The sequence below is a fragment of the Vibrio albus genome (genome assembly GCF_003144035.1).
Taxonomy (GTDB): domain Bacteria; phylum Pseudomonadota; class Gammaproteobacteria; order Enterobacterales; family Vibrionaceae; genus Vibrio; species Vibrio albus.
Genome location: NZ_QFWT01000008.1, coordinates 1 through 21,343 on the forward strand (window position 1 = coordinate 1; position 21,343 = coordinate 21,343).

A 21,343-nucleotide genomic window follows, 5' to 3' on the forward strand; every position below is an offset into this window, starting at 1 on the left:
TAACCATCAAGGACTCAATGACCTCACCCCTGATGAAGCCTACTTCGGCAGGCAGAGATACGCGGCATGAGCTGGATCAACCACTTAAGGAATGAGCTTATGTGTCCAACCATTGGGGTCCACTTCTATATTGTAAACCACGCTATCCCCAGCCTGGACAGAAGCGATATCGAGTGCAGCAAAAACAAAGCCAATAAACCTGATTTTCATAATCATTCCTTTTTGCATAACCAGAACCCTGCCATAGAAGTTTAGTACATACCTAAAACAATCGATTGTGGATTTTTCAACGGAAGAAATAGTCACAGGATCAAAGCCCGCCTGATGCATATAAAACAGTCGAATGAGATCGACATCTCTAACAGATAAACGATGTAGAAGCAGTTAAGAAACGATGCCTCACCGATATTTTTATGAAACAAGATGGTGCAGATGCACTGCGTTTGTACCTAGTGAGAGATGATTACCAGGATACAACATACAAATTTCTGGGTGCTGGCTGACTCATTCATTAAATATCAAAATAAATACAACTCATTCGCATTTATTCACCTATAATTAATCTGATGATTCCGGCGTCTAATTGATATCAATAGTTCACTTATTGAATCAAAGTCTTAACTACAGATATCGAGTATATGACGCCAGTCGTCACGGGGATGATATTCATTTGAGGTAAATGACTATGTCTAGATACTATATTGACTGTAGAGACTACCCTGGAGACGTAAAGTGCTCAGTTGCCTTGTCTGCTGACACAAAAGAAGAGCTGCTTCAGGCGGTTATAGAACACGGATGTAAAGTTCATGGCTACGAAGACACACCCGAATTCAGAGAAAATATTGTAAAGGAATTTAAAGAAGGTACACCTCCGCTATGAGGTAGTGAATATAGAGCTCAGATGACAGATTGTCTGGGCTCTCATAAACAAAAAATTGATAAAGCCCTTTTCTTATATTGTGTAATTCTTCGCAAAAACAGGTCATACCTCCAGTTTTTTATCTTATGGTTCAATTTTTGCTACTACCATTAATGATATTAACAATAGATTAACATATGAAACATATAGCAACTGGAGAGATAAGACTATGGCTAGGAAATTTACGCGTATAGAATTTGAAGATGGTAGTGTTGTTGTTGTCAAAGCCGATGAGAACACGGTTCATAGTAATGAATATACTATTCTGGGGAACCGGACATCCAGTTGGAGATACCCTACTCACGTTGAGAACGCTTCTTACGGTAACTTGGTCGATAGCGTAATTGATAATACGGACATAAAAGTAGTCAGAACCATTTCACACTCTTTAAACTAAGCCATAGATAATACGTGATATGTAAAAAGTCGCTCAGAAGCTTAACTTCTCGCGGCTTTTTTTTCTGTATTTCAATGGGGTAATACCAACAAACTTAGAAAAAGTATCATAAAAACGACTGCTGGAACTAAAACCCGCAGTCAACGCCACTTCCAGAATACTTTTGTCACTTTCACTCAGTAGTGCCCTGGCATGGTTGATTCTCATGGCGGTGATGTATTGCTTTATAGTGAGCTGCATAACGCGTTGGAACAACCCCATCGCATAGTTCGAATTCAATTCAACATACTCTGCAATTTGCTGAATAGTCAGTGGTTTTTCATGGTTGGCCGCGATAAATTCCAACATCTGGCTGACATAAAACTGCGCATGTTTGGACACACCATTATTACGTGTTTTAGGGTTCGGATGAATTAATAGCGAATCCCACCCAAACACGCCAAACCGCTTGATCATCCAACCGATCTCATCCAGCGCGATTTGCCGGATCTGCTCGTTATCACTGGCGACCTCCTGCTGCCAGCGCTGGACTTCAAACTCACTAATTTGCATAGGTGAACACGACTGCACCACCATCCCGTGTGTGACGTGACTAATCAGCTCACGGTTAATAGGCCAGGATAAGAAGAGATGCATTGGCAGGTTAAAAATCGCCATACGCTGGCACTCGCCCGTATTGCTCAGCCGATGAGGAACACAGGCCCAGAAAATAATTGATATGTCCTTGCTTCAGACGGATGGTTTCACCATTAATGACATACTCAACATCACCATCAAATGGTACGTTAACCTCTATTTGTCCATGCCAGTGACTTGTTGGCATTCCATCAGGTTCTCTCAGCTCAATCTCCAGACGCTGATATTCGGAATAAAGCGACAATGGGCTTACGGAACGTTCACTGTCCGTATAGGTATATGTGGTGTCATTGTTCATGCCAATGGCCAAGCTTTTCTCATCCAAAATAGTGTCACCTGAAAGTTACGCACAATACCTATGTATCTAACAGCTTTTTCCGCTTTATAGCCATAGTCTTTCCCACTATCTTTCTATTTTGGCCTGCCATTTTGTCCTAAAATACAATTAAAAATTCCTGTTTATACATAAAAACTCCCATTTCCTCATAATTATTTATATATCCTCTGTAATCTGAGGATCCGGGATCATTTATCCTGTTCAGTGGACGACTTTCTGCCCATTCCTGTGACAAAGTAAGTGTCAATCCAGTAAATCAGTCACAAGGACTCCAATATGAATACACCCAAAATTACCTTTATTGGTGCGGGCTCAACTATCTTCGTCAAACATATTCTGGGAGATGTCTTCCATCGCCCGGCATTAAAACAGGCACAGATTGCGCTAATGGATATTGACGAAACGAGGCTGGAAGAGTCCCGAATTGTCGTACAAAAACTTATGGACTCGGCAGACGCCAATGGCTCCATTACCTGCTACACGGATCAAAAAGCCGCGTTGGTTGACTCTGATTTTGTCGTGGTCGCCTTTCAGATTGGCGGATACGAACCTTGCACACTGACTGACTTCGAAGTGTGTAAACGACATGGCCTTGAACAAACCATCGCTGATACGTTGGGCCCGGGCGGGATCATGCGTGCACTGCGTACTATTCCTCACTTATGGAAGATCTGTGATGACATGACCGAGGTGTGTCCGAACGCAACCATGCTCAACTACGTCAATCCGATGGCAATGAACACCTGGGCCATGTTTGAAAAATACCCGCACATCAAGCAGGTTGGTCTGTGTCACTCTGTACAGGGTACCGCCGGCGAGCTGGCCCATGATCTGGGCATTAACCATATGGCGTTCCATCTTGAGCTGGAACGCAAGGACGCTAATGGCCACTATGTCGATCTGTATCCTGAACTACTGCAAGCCTATGAGTCCGGGCAAGCACCGAAAACCCCGTGGAACTCCCGGTGTGAAAACATTGTCCGTTATGAAATGTTCAAAAAACTGGGTTATTTCGTCACCGAGTCTTCAGAGCACTTTTCTGAATACACGCCGTACTTTATTAAGCCAAACCGTCCGGATTTGATTGAGCGCTACAAAGTACCTCTGGATGAGTACCCGAAACGTTGCGTCGAACAAGTGGCAAACTGGCATAAAGAGCTGGATGAATACAAACAGGCGGATCGCATCGATATTGAGCAGTCCAATGAGTATGCCAGTACCATTATCAACTCTATCTGGACGGGTGACCCGAGCGTTATCTATGGCAGCGTTCGTAACAATGGTCTGATCGACAACCTGCCTGAAGGGTGTTGTGTGGAAGTGGCCTGCTTAGTCGATCGCAATGGGGTTCAACCCACCAAAGTCGGCAAACTCCCTTCTCACCTGGCCGCATTGATGCAGACCAACATCAATGTTCAGACATTACTGACCGAAGCGATACTGACCGAGAACAAAGAGTGAGTCTATCATGCCACTATGCTAGATCCTCACACAGCAGCGGTGCTAGGCATCGAAGAGATCTATGCTCTGGTAGATGACCTGATTTCCTCGCACGGTGACTGGTTACCAGAGTGGCTTCACCGCTAAAACTCATACCACAATCGCAGGCCGGTACCCTAGAGTATAGAGTAAAAACCGGCCTGATCTTCTCAGCTAAACCGCCGGCGAAACTCTTTTGGCGTTAGTCCCATAACCTTAATAAAAGTTTTCCGGCACGCACTGACATCGTCATAACCAATCTGATTCGCTATCCATTCAAAGGAATGTTGGGTACTTTCCAAGTAATCACATGCCTTTTGTATTCTGAGGCGCTGCAAATACTGATTGGGATTAACTCCGGTTGACTTAAAAAAACGGCGCTGCATTGTACGCTCAGTAAGATTGGCCTGTTTTGCTAACTGCTGTATGGATATTGGCTCTGCGTACGCTAAGTTCATTTCCTGCTGGACAGAGATAATGGCCTGATCACCATGCGAAAGTGATGGCGTAAACTGCTGATAGTAACGCTGCTCTCTCGACGCAGTATCGATGACCAGAGTTTTCCCGAGCTGGCGTATCACTTTTACCGAGGCATACTTAGCGATCAATTCCAGCCCAAGATCCACCCACGACATCATTCCCCCGGCAGTAATAATGTCGCCATGGTCGATTAATATTTTGTCCGTATTCAGGGGAATATGCGGAAAGCATGCGCGAAAGGCATCAGCCAACGCCCAATGCGTCGTGACACTTCTCCCCTCCACTAAATTTGTTGCCGCGAGAATAAATACTCCTGCACACGCAGCCCCGAGTACGGTACCTTTAGCATACTGTTCCCCTAGCGCCTCCAGAAGTCTGGAATAAGGGTTTAGGTAATACTCACTGACTGAACTCGGCGGTAATAGAATAACCGTCAGCTCATTGGGGATGACGCCACTATCCGGTATCAGCACTGGCTCAAATTCCACATTAACCCCCAGTTCCTGACCTATCCGATTCGCCAGAAGCAGCATCTCTTCCAGACCGTATACTGCCGACTTGAGAACCGAAGGATATTCGCAGATACCTATTGAGATTTTATTCATCATCCCGTTCTACACTTTGTCGTTTTTAACCTGTTTTATGTCATTTCTCACTCTAAACCATTCCTGGCAGTTTGAACATAATCTTTCCGTACCGAAACAACCTGTGAAAGGAAAGACCTATGAACAAACAAGCCTTACTGATCATTGATATACAAAATGACTATTTTCCCGGCGGAAACTACCCGTTGTGGAACACAGAAGAAACACTGAACAACATCAAAACAGCAATCAGGAAAGCGGATACAAAACGGATACCTATCATCCTTGTCCAGCACATTGCTGATCCGTCCAAAGGCATCGCCCCCTTCTTTAATCAGGGAAGTGAAGGCGTCAATATTCATGCAGACATACTGGCCGCATGTCCTGAAGCTAAGGTGGTAAAAAAGAGCTATGCAGACAGTTTTAAAGATACCTTGCTGGAGCCGACACTTAGCGAGTTTGATATTGATGAACTGCTTATATGCGGAATGATGACGCAGAATTGCGTGACGCACACAGCTATTTCCCCGGAAGCTGAGAAGTATACGGTTTCGATTATTACCGATTGCTGTACAACCGTGGATCAGATGATACACAGCATTGGCTTAAATGCAGTATCCACACGTGTACCTCTGGTTACTCTGGATAAAGTGCTATAGCCGTAGAACCGTTCACTGACATGATCAATGGCTCAAAACCCTACATTGATTGATTACCTGTTTTTTTATCATGGTAGACTGATCTTACTGAAACCGGTTACAGAAAAATAAAGACAGTAAATACAATAAGGAAACCCATTGATGTCAGGAATGCAAACAAAACCCAAACTCCTTGCTATCCTCATTGCTGCAACCGCAATGACGGCCTGTAGCATGACACCGAAAACGAACCCGGATGCCGATCTCCAATACAGGGAGAATGCTCAGGCAATGCTTCAAAAACTGAGTCTTGAAGAAAAACTGAATATTCTGTCGGGTCCGGGAATCGATCTGGAGCACTACCGGGGCATTGATGCAACCAACCTGGCTAAAGAGAAAAATGTACTGGGTGTTGCGGGCTATATCAATGGAGTAAAAAATGACTCAGTGGATATCCCGGCCGTCAAGCTGGCTGACGGACCAGCCGGATTACGTATCCGGCCAACACGCGACAATGACGATCAGACCTATTACGCCACCGCCTGGCCCATCGGTTCTTTACTGGCGTCAAGCTGGGACACCGATTTAGTTCAGAAGGTCGGTGCCGCAGAAGGCAATGAAGTGAAAGAATATGGCGTCGACTTTCTGTTAGCGCCGGGGATGAATATCCAGCGCAACCCGTTACTTGGCAGGAACTTCGAATACTATTCAGAAGATCCGTTACTGTCCGGGAAAATCGCAGCGGCAATGGTCTCCGGGGTACAATCCAATGATGTTGGTGCGACGATCAAACACTTTGTCGCCAACAATGCGGAAACTAACCGCTTCTTTAATAACACCATTGCCGATCCAAGAACCCTGCGGGAAATTTACCTGCGCGGGTTCCAGATCGCAGTGGAAGAATCACAGCCATGGGCAATCATGAGCTCCTATAACCTGGTCAATGGCACCTATGTGAACCAGCGCAAAGACATCATGAATGATATCCTGCGCGGAGAGTGGAATTTCAGTGGACTGGCGATGTCTGACTGGTTTGCCGGTAACGTATTTGGTTTAAAAAGTGATTTCAGAGGACGCATTGAGAGAGACCAGGAATCGGCAGCTAAGCAGGTTACTGCAGGAAATGATTTGATTGAGCCGGGAGGCGTAAAAGAGGATCTGGCCGCTTCTGTTTCAGCAGGTACTTTGACTGAAGCAGATGTCGACAAGAGTGTCGTTGCTATTCTGACTCAGATGCATAAAACCCCTTCTTATAATCAGTACGAATATTCCAATACGCCGGACCTAAGAACGCATGCCGTACTCGCCAGACAAGCCGCAGCAGAGGGTATGGTGCTGCTGAAAAATGAAGCAGCGACGTTACCACTTAAGCCACAAGCTAAAGTCGCCTCCTTTGGTACGACACAAATTAATACGTTAAAAGGTGGTACCGGCAGTGGTAATGTAAACTCTGCGTATATCAGCCATATCGCCTCCGCTCTGGGAGAACGATTCACCCTGAATACCGCTGTAACGGATTTCTATAACCAATACTTTGAGGCAAACAAGCAAAAAACCAAGGCATTAATCGGCGGGTATGATTTCAGTGACGAACCTGCGGTTTCTGATCATTCACAACTGAAACAACTTATTGCTGAGGCAGCAGTCAATGATGCCGCCGCCGTGATTACCATTGGCCGTCAGGCCGGTGAAGGCGGCGATCGCACCGCGACTCAGGGTGACTATTTACTGACCGACGCAGAACTTGAAACTATTAGCGCGGTATCTCAGACTTTCCATGCGCAAAGCAAACCGGTCACCGTTGTACTAAACGTTAACGGACTGGTCGATACAACCATGTGGGGCAACAAAGTCGACTCTATTTTATTAGCTTACATGGGTGGTCAGGAAACCGGCCATGCTATTGCCGATATTCTGGTTGGTGATGTTAACCCGAGTGGTAAACTTGCTCAGACCGTTCCGGTTCAATATTCAGATGTTCCGTCAGCAAGTACTTTCCCGGGGAAAGACATTGATGATGATGGAATGGTGGATGCTTCCTACTACAACGAGGGGCTTTACGTCGGTTATCGATACTACTCATCGTTTGATACCGCTCCGGCCTATCCATTCGGCTACGGCTTGTCGTACACAAACTTTGAATATCGTAATCCGCACGTTGTCACTAATACACTCAATGCTGATGGTGCCTCAGGTAAACTGACATTGTCGGTAACTATCGCGAACAACGGTAAAAGTGCGGGTAAAGAGGTGGCTCAGGTGTATATCAGTGCACCGGAAGTGAAACTGGAAAAACCAGTGATTGAACTGAAAGCGTTTGATAAAACGACACTGCTCAAACCCGGCCAGACAGAAGAGCTGACATTGACAATCCCGGCAAAAACACTGGCCAGCTTCGACCCCGATCATAATCAATGGATTGTAGAACCGGGTCAATACCAAGCTTATATTGCCCCATCTTCCGATGTGTCAGGTTCAAACTTTGGTAACGCCACCAAGCCGGTAACCTTTACCATCAACCAAGAAATCGTCGTGGCAAAAACCACACCGAATGCTCTTGCACTGCAGGATGGGGTAAATCAGGCGGATTTTGTTACCATCAAATAAATAACGTTCGTTAACGTCTGATACTCAGAAACATAACAAGCCCGGATTTTCTGGGCTTGTTATTTTTAGCCTAAATAAGAATGGCCACCCCACCATAACTTTCAAAAGCAAAATACACCAAATGTTTATTAGTAAAGACGAGCTTTTGACCTACTATAAAACTGGGACTGTTCATGAACATAAAGGAGGCGATTATGAGCTTAGTACCACGCGAATCTTGGCCTGATCTGTTCAGTGTATTCGACCATGATTTTCCTAGCCTGAGGAGCCGGTTCAACATGGGCGGATTCTCACCCAAGTTAGATATCATAGAAAAGGACGATAAATTTGAAGTCCAGGTGGAACTGCCTGGAGTCGATAAAAAAGATATTACTTTATCTTGCAAGGGCAAAACCCTGACCATTGAGGCAAGTACTTCAAAAAATGACGAAACTAAGGAAGGGGACAGAGTCATCCATAAAGAACGCTATGAAGGGAAAATGGTCCGGAGCTTCACCTTGGGTGACAATATACGTCAGGAAGATATCGATGCTTCATTCAGTGACGGTATTCTTACAGTCACTATCCCGAAAACTGAACCAAAACGGGAAGAAGTAAACCGAATCGAAATTAAATAAACAAATTGAAGCCGGATCGGAAAAGATGGTCCGGCTTATTATATCCATGCTTTTTATGTGATTTTAAAAAGACCAGATTCAGAAAATTCAACCCTTACTGTCAGGCGGATGTCAGAGAATTATCAAAAACAATCATTATGCTATTTTTGGCATATTAAAATAATAATAATGACTCTGTTACCGGTTACTACCTACTCCATACAACGGTTCTGGTTTGTCTGTCACTGACACCCGGAACCCCCGTTTTGTCAGCTTATTGTCAGGTTATTGTTAACCTGAATTGTCCTACTTTTTTTTGTCATATTAAGTCATTACGCTCTGTTTTGCGTGGACAGCAAGTTCATGGTCTGCGCCCAGTTAACTGACCCTCCTTCTTTCGGCGGTTGCTTAACTGAAAAAGGCAAAACCATCGAAAGGTGGTGACGCAAAGTCTCCGGTCTAACGGAAATTTTTCCTATGATAGCGGGACCGCCAGTTTTGTATGCCGACACGTCTTTCGTGCTCGCATATTGATATTAAGTTAAACCCTGACGTTCTTACTCTTGACGCCAAAAGGTCATGTAATACGAGTGCAGTGATAGCCGTATACATGTTCTAAAGGCAGAAAGATAATTCCCCCAAAGATCGGGAACGTTCTCAATAAGGTTAGGCTTTAAATATCAATAAGTTGTAAATTCGATTCGTTCATAATCGATTATCAGCAAAACGACGGTTCTGCACTTCTGGGAAATGAAAAATAAAAATATTTGATTAGCAGAGGTAATTCTAATGGGTTCTATAAGAATGAAACCGGTCGTCCCGGTACTAGGAGTGATCCTGGGTGTAGCAACAGCAGGGTTCAGCCAGTTAACGTCAGCGGCTCAGCTACAACCAGGTCCCGAGCCAACCTTACACACACAACAGGCATATGCACCAGAAAGCAACTTCACGGCAAAGTGGACCCGTGCTGATGCCCGTCAAATTAAACGAATGTCTGACCCTATGGCCGGATCTCGTGAAAATTCGATGCCAGAAGAATACACTATGCCTAGCATTCCTCAGGATTTCCCCGATATGTCGAATGGGAAAGTCTGGGTATGGGATTCATGGCCTCTGACTGATGCAGACGCTAACCAATACAGTGTTAACGGGCAGGAAATAATCTTCTCTCTCGTTGCTGACAGGAGCCTTGGCTTTGACGATCGCCATGTATTTGCGAAAATCGGCTATTTCTACCGCCCAGCTGGTATCCCAGCAGATCAGCGTCCGGAAAACGGCGGCTGGACCTATGGTGGTCTCGTCTTCGATGAAGGCGTAACCGGACAAATCTTTGAGGATCAGTCATACAGCCACCAGACGCAGTGGTCAGGTTCAGCACGTATCTTCCCCGGCGGCGAAGTTAAGTTGTTCTTTACTGATGTTGCCTTCTATCGCGATGCCCAAGGTAATGACATCAAACCATATGATCCGCGGATCGCTCTTAGTGTGGGCAAGATTCATGCTAATAAAAACGGTGTAAAATTCACTGGCTTCGACAAGGTGACTTCACTACTGGAAGCTGACGGTACCTACTACCAGACCGCTGAACAGAACCCGTACTTCAATTTCCGCGACCCGTTCACTTTCAAAGATCCTGCTCATCCGGGCGAAACCTTTATGGTATTCGAAGGTAACTCAGCCATGCAGCGAGGAGAAGCCAAGTGTACCGAAGAAGACCTGGGCTATCAGACGGGCGACCCTTACGCTGAAACCGTCAGACAAGTGAACGCCTCTGGTGCAACCTTCCAGATCGGTAACGTTGGTCTGGCAAGGGCAACAAGTGACGACCTGACAGAATGGGAGTTCCTGCCACCGATTCTATCGGCGAACTGCGTGACCGACCAGACTGAACGTCCACAAATCTATCAGAAAGACGGTAAGTACTACCTTTTCACCATCAGCCACAGCACGACCTACGCTGCCGGCATTACCGGTCCTGAGGGTGTGTACGGGTTTGTGGGTGATGGTATCCGTAGCGACTACCAACCAATGAACCAAGGCTCCGGACTGGTACTGGGTAACCCGACAAACCTGAACTACTACCCAGGTACTCCGTTTGACCCTGACTACAATCAGCCTGCTGGTCACTTCCAGTCATACTCTCACTACGTGATGCCTGGCGGTCTGGTACAGTCGTTCATCGATACCGTTGGTGTTAAGGAAGATTTCCGCCGCGGTGGCACGCTGGCACCAACCGTGAAGATCATCATTGACGGAGACTCATCCGAGGTTGATCGTTCTTACGGTTTCTATGGCAACGGACTGGGTGGCTGGGCCGATATTCCGGCAAGCATTAATGTTAATCCAAGTGGCATCAACACCAAGCCATTGAAGTAACAGAGCCTTTAGTTGCACATAGCTAAGCAATAAAGGGGCGGGATGCTGTGTCTCTGTAGACCAGAACATCCTGCCCTTCTTTCTTTAATAACCAGAACATATTGATAAGAAGGATTATGCTCCCCAATATCACCTCACCGTTTCCAATCCGCCCAGTTGTGACCCTATGCGCACTTATCACACTGTTTATATCCGGAGTTTCATCCGGCTCTGACACCGAATCCGATAAAGCAGCAGAGTCGTCTACATTTTCCCTTTCCACTGGCCGGGAGCCTTACCGGCCAACGCTCCACCTGACCCCAGCCAGACACTGGATAAATGACCCACAGCGTCCGGTTCTGATCAATGGCGTCTGGCATTACTACTATCTCTATAATGCTGACTATCCCGACGGGAACGGCACCGAATGGTATCATGTGACCTCAACTGACCTTGTACACTGGCAGGAACACGGCGTCGCGATCGACAAATATAAAAACGGCCTCGGCGACATAGAAACCGGTAGCGCTGTGATCGACACCAAAAACACAGCTGGTTTCGGTGCCGGAGTGGTGATTGCAATCATGACTCAACAACACGAAGGCATTCAGCGCCAGTCACTGTTCTTCTCAACCGACAACGGCTACCGATTCAAGCCATATAAAGCTAACCCTGTTATGGATAATCCGGGCAGTCCTGACTGGCGTGATCCCAAGATCATCTGGGATGACATCCATAACGAATGGCTGATGGTGCTTGCAGAGGGCCACAAAATCGGCTTCTACACCTCTACAGATCTCAAGCACTGGACTTATCAATCGGGCTTCCAGCGCGATGACCTTGGTCTCTTTGAATGTCCTGACCTGTTTCGTATGTCGGTTGACGGGGACCCGAACCGCACGCGATGGGTACTCGCAACAGGTGCAAATGGTGTCGGTAACGGCATGACCACAGGGACCGTCTACTGGACTGGAGACTGGGATGGGAAACACTTTACGACCGATGACGATAATCCCAAATGGCTCGACATGGGCGCTGATTTTTACGCGATGGTAACGTGGAAAGATCCACGCCTGAGTAAAACACAACAACTCACTTCGCGATATGCTATCGGCTGGCTTAATAACTGGGCCTATGCCACCAAGCTACCCACCAGAAACTGGCACGGCGGGGGACACTCTGTTGTGCGGCGTATCAAGCTGAAATCGGTTGACGGCAGGCCAGTACTGATTTCGCACCCCATCAATGCACTCGACAGGCTGGAAGGAAAAGCCGAGATTCTGTCCAACATACGGGTAACAAACACCGTAAAGACAGTACTCCCTCAGCCAACATCCGATGCCTACCGACTCAGGATCAAACTCAGTCAGGACTCAGATGCCAAAGAGGTTCAGTTCCGTCTCAAAGAGCAAGGTGGGCATTATGCGACCATCGGGTATAACTTCCAAAATAAGACTGTCTATATCCGGCGTGATACGGATGCTATTGCTAACCTGATGCCTGAGGTTTACCGCGAAGTTCGTAAGGCATTGGCTCTGACTCGTGATAGTGTCATCACACTTGATATTATTGTGGATACAACCTCGGTAGAAGTCTTCGTCAATCACGGTGAAGTGGTACTCTCTAATCTTGTATTCGGTGTCCCCGGAGCAAAACACCTGTCAGTCGAGTCACTCGGAGGGGACACTGAACTACGATTTTTCCAGCTCTCCCCCTTAAACCTTGCCCCGATTAAACGCTATGCTGGCAATGCTTCTTTTCCATAGACCTCGACCCGATTACGTCCAAGTGCTTTGGCTCGGTAAAGTGCCTGATCAGCGCGCTCAAGAATTTCTTCGACGTTTGAATCATGCTGATTAATTTGTGTGACACCAATGCTGACTGTACACGTAATTTCTCTTTCTTTATGCATCAAAGAGAGATCAGCCACCCGGGCTCGAATGCGATTAGTAAAATGAACCGCCATGTCTTCATTCGTGCCTGACAGAAGTAGAGCAAACTCCTCACCACCTAACCGGGCAGCGACATCAACCTGACGAATTTCATCTCTGAGGACATTGGCTATATTTTTCAGTACCTTGTCTCCTCGACTGTGCCCATAGGTATCGTTTACCGCTTTGAAATGATCAAGGTCAAGGATAATGACAGATACGGCGTAGTTCTCTTGGCGGTGACATCGCTCAAGCTCTTCAGACAACTGTTCAAAAAACGCTCTTCGCCTTAATAATCGGGTTAAAGAGTCAGTGGTCGCCCGGTGATAAAGCTCCTGTTCCATTCGTTTCCGCTGAGTGATATCACGCGATGAGGCATAGAAAAAATCACCATCAGCCGTAGTGATCCATTTACAGTTTATCTCTACATCAAGAATTGAACCGTCCTTACAACGATGCTTAGTTTCAAATTTTTGGGGATTATAAGTGCATGACCGCATTCGTTCAGTGAATTGATCTGGTGGTACCAGGGCGTCCCAGTCCCGCACATTCAATCGGGCCGCCTCTTCTTCTGTATAACCCAACATACTGGCAAAGGAATAGCTAAAAGCCACAACATTGCCCTGTTTATCAAGCACATGGATACCATCACTGGCCATTTCCATATATGCTTTATTTTTTTGCAGAAGATTTTTTATCCGTCGATTCAGTTTTTCTAACTCATTAATATAGTTGCCTCTGCTTTCATAATCGACAAAAAATCGATTTAAAAAGACCGAAAAAAACAAACCAAAAATGACGGTAATAAACAGTGTCACTCCTTCACTATATTTCAAATACTTCTGGGACAATGACTCTTGAAAAGAGAGATATTTATTATTTAACGATAAAATCAGGATCAGTCTTTGCTTTAAAGGCAAGTCAAGTTGCCTTGAGAAAAAAGTCGGTGATCGATATGTTTCATTTTGTACGATATTACTTAAATTTGGAATGTCTGCCGATAGGTTTTCCCTACCAGTATACCGGCTCCAGTTTCTGTCTGAATCATAATGTATCAATACTTCTCCATCAGAATCAGCCAGTATCATGTTGTACAGTGGCGCATTGGTGAGATCATCAAATAAAGGCTGCATAAAATAATTAATGATTAGTATACCCTTAAATTGATCTTGGTAAGATAATGGCATTACAGCCCGCAAAGTCGCTTTATAAGGAACTTCGACTTTACCGTGCTCCATATTGAGATCCAGATCAGAAAACCAGATCTGGTTTGCCGGACGTATAATGGATTGAGAATAGAAATAACGGTGGGATTTATTTTGTAACCTCGCCTCAGGAACAACGATAGTAGGCTCATCAAGCTGAGCTCTTTCCGCTCTGATGATCTCCATACCGGATTCATCAATATAACGAATTTTCATGATATCGTTTTGGCTCTTTACCAGACTCAGAGCTAACAGTTCAACATCATGTTTAACCGATAAAGTCCCTTCGATGAACTGGCTAAATTTCTCATTCTCTTTTATTGATATCAGTGTATTTTCCGAACGCGTGAAAAACTCAGAAAAGATGTTTTCTCTTTCTTTAGTCCTCTTTACAGCATTTATCAGGGCAATTTCTTCCATTTGACCAGAAAATACAAATCTATGAGTTACAAACTCAGTGGCAACGACTAGAAAACCAAAGGAGGTTAGGATTAAAATTAACTTAATAAGACCTCTTTGTAAGAGCATCTATTGTCTCCGTGTCATTAGATAACTTTTATAGATACTGCTATATAAACAGTATCTATACAGTGAATTATTTGGAGGGTTATTATTCGATTAAATTATAAGTCAATTTTACATAACTTAAATAAGCATTATTCTCAAATCATTTTCTATCTCTAATCATGTAAGAAATAATACTATTTAATAAAAAGCTCAATATGATTGAAATTCAAGACATAATATTAAATAAAAATATATATTTTTATTATATTTAACGAAGAGTATTAATTATTTAATCTTTCCATGTTTATATCACAACGCAAGCCACAAAGACACCAGCAACCAATTGTTTTATAACGATTTTTCATAATACCCACAAATAAAAGGTATAACGAAAAGGTTAAAGGCAACTTATGAGATGCAATGACGACGTTATTTATAAGTGAAAAACAACTATTAAACAATGTAAATACACTCGTTTATTAATAGCTCTTACCTCTACAGAACATCATAGAAACCACAATAAGAAACCGATTACATTAATATACTGAGATAACACTTTAGCTATTGCCGTCAAGATAATAGAGGTTACTGTCACTCGGGTTTAAATAATTCACCATTTCCTGAGACAACTTCTCTCGTGGCACCATTCCGACGATTTTCAGGTTACTTTCTGCTAAGTCTATGATTAACGCTTGATCTGACGGGATTACCGGGTTGTAAAGTAATACACTTGGAGAGAGTGACTGATTGGTATTCACCGAGATAACTATTCCGATTTGTTGATCAGATAATTGAACAATACTTCCGGGTGGATAGATACCGACCGATTTTGCCAACAAAGCCATATAGTTATTATTAAACTGCTTACTCTTCGCTTTAAATAAGAAAGACAGAGACTCATGCGGAGAGCGGGTTTCGGCCGGATTTTGCGGGTGACACAACCGGTCAAATTGATCAGTGACAGCAATAAGCTGAGCCAACGGATGAATATTCTTACCCGTTAACTGACGTGGATAACCACTTCCATCAATACACTCATGGTGTTGATAAACCACCGTTTTTACTGTCGGAGAAAAACCATCAACTGTCTTAGCCATTTCCAGACTATATTGGGTGTGTAATTTGAAATAATTTTCTTCAGGTTTCGTTAAAGGTGTCGTCTTACGAATAATGGAGGATGGCAGCTTTAGTTTTCCCATATCATGAAATAAAGCACTCATCGCCAGAGTTTTAATCTCTTTTCCGGACATTCTGGCCGCTTTCGCAACCAGCATTGACAGAATGGTAACGTTTAGAGAATGAGAGTATATCTCATCTCTTTCTTTCGTATTATTCATCAGGTGCAAGGTGACATTATCTTCCGCCAATAGTGTCTCTACCATGCTATCTACCAATAAACCTGCACCTTCAACAGCATCCAGTGGTCGACTATTAATCGTACTCAGAATGCTTCTAAGCTGCGACATTGAATTATTATAGTTGTTTTCACATCGCTGTATTTTCCGTTTATAGGCTTGTTGCTTTTTGATTCTCTTCTGTTTTTCTTCCCACAAGCTTTTAGCAATTTTATCTAATTCCTGACTTTCTTCCATTTTCAAAGGCTTAAAAAGTGAAGCATTAGGAGGCAGAATAGATGCTTTACTTTTGCTCGGGTTAACATAAACATACTTAACCCCCATATTTCGGATCAAGTTTAACTGCTGAGCATCTTTAATTTTAAATTCATTAAATAAAAAAGGATGCTCCATCCATTTGAGTGGCAGTTTTACATGAAGTCCAACCTGGATTCTATCAAGTGGTATTTTTATTCCTGACATATAACCTTAACACTTAATCCATTTGTAGCACATTTTCACAACGCAAATATAAAGCACACTGTACGATAACAGATAATGAGGAAATTACAAAGTGGAAAATATTTATAACAAGATATACAGACGGAGTAAGTACTAACTTTTTATTAAAAACAGAATGTTAAACGGATACACACAAGCCATATCGAAATGAATCAAGCTGGGTAATAAAAAGTGAGCCCATCCTTACTGAGTTACACATTAACGGTATATAGCAACTTATAAAAGCGGTTAGCCAGTAAGGACAGAGGTCTGGATTGTGAAGGAGAAACGTTGATCTGCTGCCCCGACTTTTCAAAATACTTTTGTGCTACCAGCAATGAGATCAGACGCTCTCTGCGCGGATGTTTAAACTGCTCAACCCAGGCATTCGCATTCGCAATGATCTCTAATACCTTGTCTTCATGCTCCAGATAATAGTCCATCTTCTGAGTAAGGTCTGAATAATCATCCGCTATTTCAATATAATGCACGCCGGCTTTAAGCTTTCCTTCCATAAACCAGGTTTCGTACTTTGGCTTCGGCATAATACAAACCGAGTTAGAGGACATAATCCACTTCAGGTTAGTCGCCACATCTTTGCCTTCCAGACTGATGATAAATTTATACTGAAGTTGTTCTCTGATGGTCATCTTTTTAGAAAAAAGAGTCATGTCATCGTCTGCATTGGCTTTCTTTACATCAACCCTGGCAACATCCAACCACGGATGGTCTTTGAACTTCTCGACCAAGTCACGTCGGTTCTGCCGAAAACCCGCACCACGCCATACCGCTATCGGTTTTTTATCCTGATAACGAATTTTATCATTCACAAAGTTGTAATGGCGCACCCGATTGAGCTTCAGCAACACAGAATGGTGGTTTGTATCCGATATCGGGCGGCTTTTCAGAAAAGAGGGAATATCCGGCACATCAACGACGTCACCATTGACATAATGAAAGCCAAAATGTTTAGGAAAACACTTAATGACTTTATACAGGTCAATATAATAGGCGCTGCCACCGGTCTGTTTATATTTTTTCACCTTTGTCATCTGTTCATCGGCATTAAAAGAAGATCGCAACTTATTATAATAATTAACTCTTTTAGTAATGTAATACGTGTTGTTCAGGCTCTGATCTTCCAGAAGTATCCGGCAATACCAACGCAATAAGGCTGGAGGAATAAGGAAAAGAGGTATGCTGGAACAATAGTAAAAGAATCGTTTAAATTTCATAGAAAAGCTGCCTGCCGTTATCGTTATGTCTCGAACAGACCCATTAGCCTAATCACTATATATGAACGTTTCTTGATGACTGTATGTCGATTCCGTTACCGGTGCTGACGCTTTTCTTTCAGACGCCCCTTCTATTTTTCTCCACCAAAACGATATTTCCTGACGCCGTTTCGGATAACATACCTCTCCCACCATCGGCGTCACAACGCGAGCGCCTGATGCTTCCGCTTCTTCAATAAGATCATTCATGGGCTCATCCCACTGATGCGTAAACAGCTCGAACGTCGACCAATGAACAGGAAACAAGGTTTCCGCACCAAGATCCTGAAAAGCCTGCATCGTATGGCGCGCCTGCATATGGCCGCAATTCTCTACCGGATAACCACTGCCGTTTTTAACGTTGGCAGCCACTTCCATAAACGCCAGGTCGAAACGTCCCAGCCGTTTCCGGATTGCTTGAAAATGGTCGTCGTAAGCTGAATCACCACTAAAAAACACACGTCCTTGCTCGGAACGAAACGCCCAGGAACACCACAAGGTTTTATCATTATCAAAGCCAGTCCGGCCTGAATTATGATTCGCAGGGGTGGCCGTTATTTCGATGCCGTGAACCACTGCCGATTCCCACCAGTCAAATTCCTGAATTTTTTCAGGGTGAACTCCCCAGTTTTCTAAATGCTTTCCCACCCCCAAAGGCACAAAAAAGCATACCGGTTTATCAGCAAAATATTTAATGGTCGATTTTTCCAGATGATCATAATGGTCATGAGAAATGACAATCACGTCAGGAAGCGGAAGCGCTTCTTTTGTCACTGGTGAATTTACATTACGGCTAAACCACGATCTGGCAATTAACGGTGCCGCAAATTCAAAAACCGGATCAATCAATATACGAGCATCATTCATTTCCATAAACAGGCTGGAATGGCCAAGCCAGGTGACCCTTAATGATTGACTTCTTTTATTTAAGGCTTTGATATCAGCCTTCACATAAGGCAAAGAAGCCTGGGGCTTTAATCTGGAACGATTTAGAAAAGAGATGATATTAAGATAGAGCTTACTCTCCTGATAAGGCGTATATGGCATCCTGCCTATCACTTTTCCCCGTTGAAACTGCGGTGATGCTTTTATACGGACCTGCCGCTGCTTTTCGCTGGCATTCAGCTCCGCTTTTTCCACCTGACGGAAATATTTTGCAACCCCCAGAAAGCCTAATACAGAAAACATTGACGCTTTAACAACACCAGTATTCATACCTGACCTTATTGGTAGTAATAAAAGTCTTTGTGGGTTTATTCTAGGCAGGTGAATATGTCGTTTTAGTGACTAATTAAAGGCGTTATTTGAATCTTATATTGCAAGCAAGTGATAAATAACTCATCAGAAGAGTCATTCTCTCAAATATTGAAATACAGGCTCAACAAACGATTCTGCTTGTGTTTTAATCCGTTTTTATCCCTTTTTAAGTTTCACAATAGTCATCAGAAAAATAAATTAATCAATAAAGGAAACCGGGACATGAATAACAAATCTGCTCACTCACCTGCCATACTAGCCGAGGAAGGACTCGTCATCCCGTTAATAAAAGGCCCTTTCCAGAATAACGGAGCCTCTCCCTGGTATGCCGGACTAGGAGTAGGTAACCCGGCCCAAAGGTTGAAGTTTTCTTTTGACACCGGCAGTAATTTTAACTGGGTGACTTCATCACTCTGTGGAACAGAAGGATGTATCCACTACGGTGGAGAACAATTCAATGTTTCTCTGTCTGAAACCTTCAAGTGGGTGAATCAGGAATGCATCACCGTGGATTTCGGTCCCTGGGGCGAAATGCAGGTAGAAACAGGGCACGACGACATCATTCTGGAAAGTGATGCCGCACCTGCAGCGATACCGAGCGACCTCTATCTTTCGCAGGCGTATACCGGCACTCAATTTGCGGAACTAGACTGGGATGGGGGCATAGGATTACCCAGCTACAGCTATCAACCGGTTGCTGACACCGCTCCACAGAAAGCCTACCGTGGTAACCACGACGAACGTCAGGCTGATTTTCATTTCATGCATTCTTTACTACGGCAGGGCATCATTAGCGCAGCTAACCCTTATGTCAGTTTTGCAACCGATCCTCTGACAAAACAAGGCCAAGCTGTCTTTGGCAAGCTTGATCCTGATTATGCCGACTCCAGAGAGTACCTGTTTCTGCCATGGGACCGCTATGCAGCAAATGATGCTGTGGCTTCACTCTATTACATATGGACAACGCCTCTGGCGTCCATGTCGATTGGCGAGCACAGCCTTTGTCAGGCAGAAAATTCGCACCAATACTGGTTCTGCCTTGATTCTGGCTCCTCTCAGTTTAAAGGTGACCCCGATATTATGTTTAATGCCTACCAACGAGCATCCCTTCTGGGAGAAGACGTCACTATCCGTACCCCTCAAAACTCATACTCCAGTGAAGGTTCTCTGGTCATACCGGCTTCACTTTATAATGTCCACATTGATGCAGGAGAATTTGAAGGCAAACAGGTTCCGCAATTCGAGCCAATGCAAGGGCTGGATAACTTAGTGCTGGTTGGTTCCGTGCTGATGGACAGTTTGTACACCGTTTATGAATACAGGGTCAATGCTGATTCTCGCCTGGAACCTGTCGGCATGTGGATTTTCAATAAGAAAGGCGGCCCCAGAATCATTCAGACAACGCAGGAAGCGAAAGCAGCTATATTTGATGAGAGTAGCAGCAGCAACGCTCTGACCCTGAACGGACGGTGAGTAAACAGCTACGGGTCACAGATGGATCTGGTCGTCGAGCCAACAGGCGAAATATTTGGTACCTACTCGTCAACAACGGGAGCGTCAGGCCGGTATCTGGTCTATGGTTACTGCTCACCTGACAACCCGACAAATGAACAAGGCCAGCCAGTTGCACTTTCCATCACCTGGAGACCATTCGACTCACAAACAGAAAACGACAGCTGGCACTGGGTGTCCACTTATTGTGGTCAGCTACTCCCGATAACAAATACAGATGAACCCGGATCAGACAATGACGATCGTAGCAGCGTGCTCTCTGTCATCAACTCTCTGGTGGCAACAACCAGATATAACGGAGCGGCTCTGGGCGACTATATCGACAAGCTGGCATTCCACAAACAAGATGATGTCGCTCAGTTCCAGCCTGATGATATTGAAGAAATGTTTCATTCCCACTCCAGAGTCGAAAACCCTATTAATGGTACCTGGAAAGACACGGTAAATGATCTTCAGTTAACCCTTTCTGTCGTCAATGAGCAGAATGGATTGATCTATGCTGAACTGACCCAAAACAATCAAACCCTCACGCTAAAAGGCTTCACGGATACGCTGTCATTACCCTATCCCAAAAGACAAAGCATTACCTTATCTGGAATAAGGAAAGATTCAGACAGCACCCCGGTATCTCTCAGTGGCTATCTGGACCAACAGAATGAACAACTAATTTTGACTTATTGGTCAGCCTATGGCACACCTGAAGCAGAAGCCTATTTACAGACAAACGCTTGTAGTACCTTATTTGACCGGATTCAAAAATAACAACAAAAAAAGAGAGAGGGGGATCGTGTAAA

Annotated in this window: 15 protein-coding genes, 2 pseudogenes and 1 riboswitch; of the genes and pseudogenes, 9 read left to right on the forward strand and 8 right to left on the reverse strand. The window is 44.3% G+C overall.

What is annotated here, in order from left to right; translation table 11 throughout:
* Positions 1-84: 84 nt before the first annotated feature.
* Positions 85-228, reverse strand: a complete 144-nt coding sequence (locus tag DI392_RS19645; protein WP_181388422.1) for a hypothetical protein — start codon at positions 226-228, stop codon at positions 85-87.
* Between the two features lie 457 nt (positions 229-685).
* Between DI392_RS19645 and DI392_RS14085 the strand changes: the two genes are divergently transcribed.
* Complete coding sequence (locus tag DI392_RS14085) at positions 686-880, forward strand: DUF1059 domain-containing protein (RefSeq protein WP_109320339.1); 195 nt, start codon at positions 686-688, stop codon at positions 878-880.
* 484 nt (positions 881-1,364) lie between these two features.
* Here DI392_RS14085 and melR read toward each other — a convergent pair.
* Positions 1,365-1,973, reverse strand: a pseudogene (gene melR / locus DI392_RS14095) (transcriptional regulator MelR); the annotation flags it as partial.
* Positions 1,960-2,277 (reverse strand): hypothetical protein, encoded by a 318-nt coding sequence (locus tag DI392_RS19700; protein WP_219930907.1) that lies wholly within the window; start codon positions 2,275-2,277, stop codon positions 1,960-1,962. The gene DI392_RS19700 and the pseudogene melR, both read right to left, overlap by 14 nt.
* A gap of 288 nt (positions 2,278-2,565) precedes the next feature.
* On the opposite strand from DI392_RS19700, the pseudogene melA reads away from it, so the two are divergent.
* A pseudogene (gene melA, locus DI392_RS14100) lies at positions 2,566-3,876 on the forward strand (alpha-galactosidase).
* Between the two features lie 62 nt (positions 3,877-3,938).
* Here melA and DI392_RS14105 read toward each other — a convergent pair.
* Positions 3,939-4,853: a GlxA family transcriptional regulator gene (locus tag DI392_RS14105; RefSeq protein ID WP_109320482.1), complete on the reverse strand. Its 915-nt coding sequence runs from the start codon at positions 4,851-4,853 to the stop codon at positions 3,939-3,941.
* Positions 4,854-4,972: 119 nt separating this feature from the next.
* On the opposite strand from DI392_RS14105, the gene DI392_RS14110 reads away from it, so the two are divergent.
* The 5 genes from DI392_RS14110 to DI392_RS14130 all read left to right on the forward strand — a co-directional run bounded on the left by DI392_RS14110 (position 4,973) and on the right by DI392_RS14130 (position 12,794).
* Positions 4,973-5,491 (forward strand): cysteine hydrolase family protein, encoded by a 519-nt coding sequence (locus DI392_RS14110; protein WP_109320341.1) that lies wholly within the window; start codon positions 4,973-4,975, stop codon positions 5,489-5,491.
* A 141-nt stretch (positions 5,492-5,632) separates the two neighbouring features.
* Positions 5,633-8,077 carry a beta-glucosidase gene (locus DI392_RS14115; RefSeq protein WP_109320342.1) on the forward strand — a complete coding sequence of 815 codons (2,445 nt, stop codon included), beginning with the start codon at positions 5,633-5,635 and terminating at the stop codon, positions 8,075-8,077.
* Between the two features lie 194 nt (positions 8,078-8,271).
* The gene (locus tag DI392_RS14120; protein ID WP_109320343.1) at positions 8,272-8,694 is read left to right on the forward strand and encodes an Hsp20/alpha crystallin family protein; all 423 of its coding nucleotides are present in this window, start codon (positions 8,272-8,274) and stop codon (positions 8,692-8,694) included.
* A gap of 389 nt (positions 8,695-9,083) precedes the next feature.
* A riboswitch (cyclic di-GMP riboswitch) is annotated at positions 9,084-9,170 on the forward strand.
* A gap of 292 nt (positions 9,171-9,462) precedes the next feature.
* Positions 9,463-11,049, forward strand: a complete 1,587-nt coding sequence (locus tag DI392_RS14125; RefSeq protein ID WP_109320344.1) for a glycoside hydrolase family 68 protein — start codon at positions 9,463-9,465, stop codon at positions 11,047-11,049.
* A gap of 116 nt (positions 11,050-11,165) precedes the next feature.
* The gene (locus tag DI392_RS14130) at positions 11,166-12,794 is read left to right on the forward strand and encodes a glycoside hydrolase family 32 protein (protein ID WP_109320345.1); all 1,629 of its coding nucleotides are present in this window, start codon (positions 11,166-11,168) and stop codon (positions 12,792-12,794) included.
* Here the strand turns inward: DI392_RS14130 and DI392_RS14135 are convergent.
* The 4 genes from DI392_RS14135 to DI392_RS14150 all read right to left on the reverse strand — a co-directional run bounded on the left by DI392_RS14135 (position 12,767) and on the right by DI392_RS14150 (position 18,995).
* Positions 12,767-14,692: a sensor domain-containing diguanylate cyclase gene (locus tag DI392_RS14135; protein ID WP_109320346.1), complete on the reverse strand. Its 1,926-nt coding sequence runs from the start codon at positions 14,690-14,692 to the stop codon at positions 12,767-12,769. The genes DI392_RS14130 and DI392_RS14135 overlap by 28 nt on opposite strands.
* A gap of 536 nt (positions 14,693-15,228) precedes the next feature.
* Positions 15,229-16,488: a cyclic di-GMP phosphodiesterase gene (locus DI392_RS14140; RefSeq protein WP_109320347.1), complete on the reverse strand. Its 1,260-nt coding sequence runs from the start codon at positions 16,486-16,488 to the stop codon at positions 15,229-15,231.
* A gap of 230 nt (positions 16,489-16,718) precedes the next feature.
* Positions 16,719-17,741 carry a glycosyl transferase family 90 gene (locus tag DI392_RS14145; protein WP_109320348.1) on the reverse strand — a complete coding sequence of 341 codons (1,023 nt, stop codon included), beginning with the start codon at positions 17,739-17,741 and terminating at the stop codon, positions 16,719-16,721.
* Between the two features lie 48 nt (positions 17,742-17,789).
* On the reverse strand, positions 17,790-18,995 hold the full coding sequence (locus DI392_RS14150) for an MBL fold metallo-hydrolase (protein ID WP_109320349.1): 1,206 nt from the start codon (positions 18,993-18,995) through the stop codon (positions 17,790-17,792).
* Positions 18,996-19,259: 264 nt separating this feature from the next.
* Here DI392_RS14150 and DI392_RS14155 point away from each other — a divergent pair, with 264 nt between their 5' ends.
* Positions 19,260-20,510: a pepsin-like aspartic protease gene (locus tag DI392_RS14155; RefSeq protein WP_109320350.1), complete on the forward strand. Its 1,251-nt coding sequence runs from the start codon at positions 19,260-19,262 to the stop codon at positions 20,508-20,510.
* A gap of 21 nt (positions 20,511-20,531) precedes the next feature.
* Positions 20,532-21,311 (forward strand): hypothetical protein, encoded by a 780-nt coding sequence (locus tag DI392_RS14160; protein ID WP_109320351.1) that lies wholly within the window; start codon positions 20,532-20,534, stop codon positions 21,309-21,311.
* The last annotated feature ends 32 nt before the right edge of the window (positions 21,312-21,343 follow it).

What these genes read in the sequence shown, in the direction of transcription:
- DI392_RS14130 (WP_109320345.1), top strand. Translation starts at nt 11,166, where the DNA reads ATGCTCCCCAATATCACCTCACCGTTTCCAATCCGCCCAGTTGTGACC.
- DI392_RS14125 (WP_109320344.1), top strand. Translation starts at nt 9,463, where the DNA reads ATGGGTTCTATAAGAATGAAACCGGTCGTCCCGGTACTAGGAGTGATC.
- DI392_RS14155 (WP_109320350.1), top strand. Translation starts at nt 19,260, where the DNA reads ATGAATAACAAATCTGCTCACTCACCTGCCATACTAGCCGAGGAAGGA.
- DI392_RS14140 (WP_109320347.1), bottom strand. Translation starts at nt 16,488, where the DNA reads ATGTCAGGAATAAAAATACCACTTGATAGAATCCAGGTTGGACTTCAT.
- DI392_RS14160 (WP_109320351.1), top strand. Translation starts at nt 20,532, where the DNA reads ATGGATCTGGTCGTCGAGCCAACAGGCGAAATATTTGGTACCTACTCG.
- DI392_RS14145 (WP_109320348.1), bottom strand. Translation starts at nt 17,741, where the DNA reads ATGAAATTTAAACGATTCTTTTACTATTGTTCCAGCATACCTCTTTTC.
- DI392_RS14105 (WP_109320482.1), bottom strand. Translation starts at nt 4,853, where the DNA reads ATGAATAAAATCTCAATAGGTATCTGCGAATATCCTTCGGTTCTCAAG.
- DI392_RS14150 (WP_109320349.1), bottom strand. Translation starts at nt 18,995, where the DNA reads ATGAATACTGGTGTTGTTAAAGCGTCAATGTTTTCTGTATTAGGCTTT.
- DI392_RS19645 (WP_181388422.1), bottom strand. Translation starts at nt 228, where the DNA reads ATGCAAAAAGGAATGATTATGAAAATCAGGTTTATTGGCTTTGTTTTT.
- DI392_RS14115 (WP_109320342.1), top strand. Translation starts at nt 5,633, where the DNA reads ATGTCAGGAATGCAAACAAAACCCAAACTCCTTGCTATCCTCATTGCT.
- DI392_RS14120 (WP_109320343.1), top strand. Translation starts at nt 8,272, where the DNA reads ATGAGCTTAGTACCACGCGAATCTTGGCCTGATCTGTTCAGTGTATTC.
- DI392_RS14085 (WP_109320339.1), top strand. Translation starts at nt 686, where the DNA reads ATGTCTAGATACTATATTGACTGTAGAGACTACCCTGGAGACGTAAAG.
- DI392_RS14135 (WP_109320346.1), bottom strand. Translation starts at nt 14,692, where the DNA reads ATGCTCTTACAAAGAGGTCTTATTAAGTTAATTTTAATCCTAACCTCC.
- DI392_RS14110 (WP_109320341.1), top strand. Translation starts at nt 4,973, where the DNA reads ATGAACAAACAAGCCTTACTGATCATTGATATACAAAATGACTATTTT.